General features: G+C 57.3%; 1 protein-coding gene and 1 pseudogene. Both read right to left on the bottom strand.

The genetic code is table 11. The annotated features are described in order from the left end of the window. A pseudogene (locus tag HMPREF2678_RS07705) lies at window positions 1-782 on the bottom strand (hypothetical protein); the annotation flags it as partial. Between the two features lie 261 nt (window positions 783-1,043). Continuing rightward, window positions 1,044-1,700 carry a hypothetical protein gene (locus HMPREF2678_RS10385; RefSeq protein WP_168163091.1) on the bottom strand — a complete coding sequence of 219 codons (657 nt, stop codon included), beginning with the start codon at window positions 1,698-1,700 and terminating at the stop codon, window positions 1,044-1,046. Window positions 1,701-2,438 lie beyond the last annotated feature (738 nt).

Here is a 2,438-nt window from a genome sequence, read left to right as displayed (position 1 = left end):
ATTTCGGTTGCCTTGTTGTACGACGTGCCACCAGGGGTCGGCTTCGGCTCGGAGCTGGGAACCTTGACCTTGTCCCTGTCTTCGCCCTCTGGGACTTCACGATCGTTCTTCGGGCCAGCTTCGGAACCGTCGACCTGGGGCTCGAAACCGATGACGATCTCCACCGGCAGTTCGCTATCAAATTGGGTGCCAGCGCCGTTGATCTTTACGCGGTACTTTGTCGGGTCGCAGCCATCTTCGGGGTCGATGGTCACAGACTCTCCTTCGGGCGGATCTGGCCAACTTGTAGTGGAGGAAGAGCCACCGCCCTCGTCACTGCAAGAGTCGTTCGTGTACTCCACCCGGGTGCCGTAGTAGTGCGTGTCTTCATCCTCGAATCCACGCGGAGCCGCATTCACGGAGATTCGAGCTTTCTTGCCTTCCGGGATGCTGATGCTGAACCATTTGTCATCGCCGTCTTTTACGCTGTCGCGCGGGCTGGGCAGGAAGCTTTGGTAGAGGCCTTCGCCGAGGTAGAACCCGTCGGTGGCGTTGTCCGCTAGTTGGACGGGGGTGCCTGCGGATTCGTAGTCGCCGGCGACGCGTTGGTCGGCGCTGTCGTTGTTGTCTTTGCTGTCTTCTGCGTTGGCGTTGACGGCCAGGGTGGGCAGTAGTGCCAGGATGGTGAGGAATGCCAGCAGGGCGGTGGTCAGGCGCCAGGTAGTGGCGGGTGGGCTTTGTGGCTGTATGGCCTGTGGCTTTTGTCTCTGGCTGATGTGCTGAGCCGATTCAGCGGACAACAAAGGGAATCAACGCCTTCCTTTTTCTATCTCTACTTTGTCTTTGTTTCTGCCTTGGTGCGTTCACTTCGTTCGGGCTGCGCCCTACGGAACCCACGCGCGTTTATAGATGTTGGACGCAAAGCGATCACACAATGTTCCCAACGCAATAAAAGTTCCCGGTCATAAGAATCTGTGGTGAAGGCAGTACTAGGGAACAAGGCGCTTATCCGCAGGAAAACGCGTTCTTGTGGCTGGCGAGGTCCTGCACTGTTATTAGGCCTGCTACTTGCGACGCACGGTGGTGAGGTAGAACGCCCCGGTAGTAATCAGGGCAGTAGCCAGGAGTCCCAGGCCGATGAATAGGAACCTGTGGTTCGGGGAGGCCTTGATGCTGGAACCTCCGTCGCCGTTGTTGTCGCTGGGTGTCGCCGCGGATGGTGCTGGTCCGGGCTCTAAGGTTTGACGCCACTTGGGTCCATCGACCTTGTCGCCGTCCACGGCAGTTGACAGGCGGAACTTGGTGCCATCGTTTGGCTTGCGGTGTTCATAGCCAGCATCGAGGGTAACCATGGCGTGCCACTGGCCGGCATTGGAGGCTTGGCTTAGTCCCAGGTTCTTATTCCGGTTGTCGTAGAAAACGCGGGGAGTATCCAAGTGTTGTGCAGTGTGGGGACGATCCTGCTCTAGGAGTGCAAAGGCGGTTGCGGATGTACGCTCGCGTCGTGGAGAGGCGATGGAGATCTGTCCAGAACGGTAAGAACCTGTGTTGTTCTTATCGAACTCCACCTCCGCGATCGGACGTTGACCCCAGTCGACGTTCACGCGGTAGTACTTCGTTTCACCAGGTACAAGAATATCGGAGACTGTTCCTGCGGTGATTTCCGGCGCTTGGCTGTAGGACGGACCACCGGGAGTCGGCGTCGGAGTTGTGTGAGGCACCTTGACCTTTTTCAGATCATCATAATCCGGGTGCCTTTGACCGCTCGTTGGAATATTTTCGTTACTGGCGTCTAGAGGTTCAAACCCAACGACAATCTCGACCGGCAAGGTGTCGGTGGATGGATTTCGGAGGTTGCTGACTCGCACTCGGTACTGCGACGGATCGCAGCCTTCTTTGGGCTTGATAATGAGGGTGCCGGCCGAGACCGGTGACGGCCAAGTTTGGTTGTCCAAGAACCCCTGCCCGCTATCGTTGCAATCGTCGTTTCTGTAATTCAGTCTGGCGCTGTAAGTACGTGATTCATCATTCCTGAGGTGCGGGGCAACGAGGTTTGCGGGGATGAGGGCCTGAGAGTTGTCGGGGATATCGGCGCTGGCGTTGATTTCGGCGTTGGCGTTGATTGCCAGGATCGGCAGGAGCGTCATGATGGTGAGAAAAATCAGCAGCGCGGTGGCCAGCCGCCAGGTGCGAGGTGCGCTTGCCCTGTGCGGCCCAGCGCTTTGTGGCCCAGCGCTTTGTAGCCCTGTCCTGTCTGACGTGGGATCCGAACTAACAGAAGACAAGAGAATCAGCGCCTTTCTGGTTTCTGTTTCGGTACGTTTAGCTAGTTTGCTGTGCTGGGATTGCTGGCCTTGTTCAGTCCGCTGGATTGCGGGTCTTGTTCAATTTGCCTGAGGTGCGATTCACGGAGCCAACGGACAATTTGAGCGTGTCAAGTTGTTTGTGTGTGGGGCTAG

It is taken from the genome of Corynebacterium sp. HMSC058E07 (assembly GCF_001809885.1).
Classification (GTDB): Bacteria; Actinomycetota; Actinomycetes; order Mycobacteriales; family Mycobacteriaceae; genus Corynebacterium; species Corynebacterium macclintockiae.
The sequence above is the reverse complement of the archived record's forward strand: the minus strand, read 5'-3'. Positions and strand labels throughout refer to the sequence as shown.